A 698-nucleotide genomic window follows, 5' to 3' on the forward strand; every position below is an offset into this window, starting at 1 on the left:
TCGTTGTGCAGCACGCGGCCAAGCCGCTCGTGGGCCGCCTGCGTGCCGTCCGCCACGATCACCACGCCCGAGTGCTGCGAGAAGCCCATGCCCACGCCGCCGCCGTGGTGCAGCGACACCCACGACGCGCCGCCCGCCGTGTTCAGCAGCGCATTGAGCAGCGGCCAGTCGCTCACGGCGTCCGAACCGTCCTTCATCGATTCCGTTTCGCGGTTCGGGCTCGCCACCGAGCCGGTGTCGAGGTGGTCGCGGCCGATCACGATCGGCGCCTTCAGTTCGCCGTTCTTGACCATCTCGTTGAACGCCTGGCCCAGACGATAGCGATCCTTCACGCCCACCCAGCAGATACGCGCGGGCAGCCCCTGGAACGCAATGCGCTCGCGCGCCATGTCGAGCCAGTTGTGCAGATGCGGATCGTCAGGGATCAGCTCCTTGACCTTGGCGTCGGTCTTGTAGATGTCCTCAGGATCGCCCGAGAGCGCCACCCAGCGGAACGGGCCCTTGCCCTCGCAGAACAGCGGGCGGATATACGCCGGCACGAAGCCCGGGAAGTCGAACGCGTTTTCCACGCCCATTTCCAGCGCCATCTGGCGGATGTTGTTGCCGTAGTCGAGCGTGGCCGCGCCGCGTTCCTGCAGCGTGAGCATCGCGCGCACCTGGTTGGCCATCGACTCCTTCGCGACCTTCACGATGGTTTC

At 66.6% G+C, this 698-nt stretch carries 1 protein-coding gene; it reads right to left on the reverse strand.

Annotated features, from left to right (window positions below):
• On the reverse strand, positions 1–698 hold a 698-nt coding region (gene hutU, locus U5A52_RS43015), incomplete at both ends, for a urocanate hydratase (RefSeq protein ID WP_321940490.1).

It is taken from the genome of Paraburkholderia sp. J8-2, from assembly GCF_905220195.1.
Lineage (GTDB): Bacteria > Pseudomonadota > Gammaproteobacteria > Burkholderiales > Burkholderiaceae > Paraburkholderia.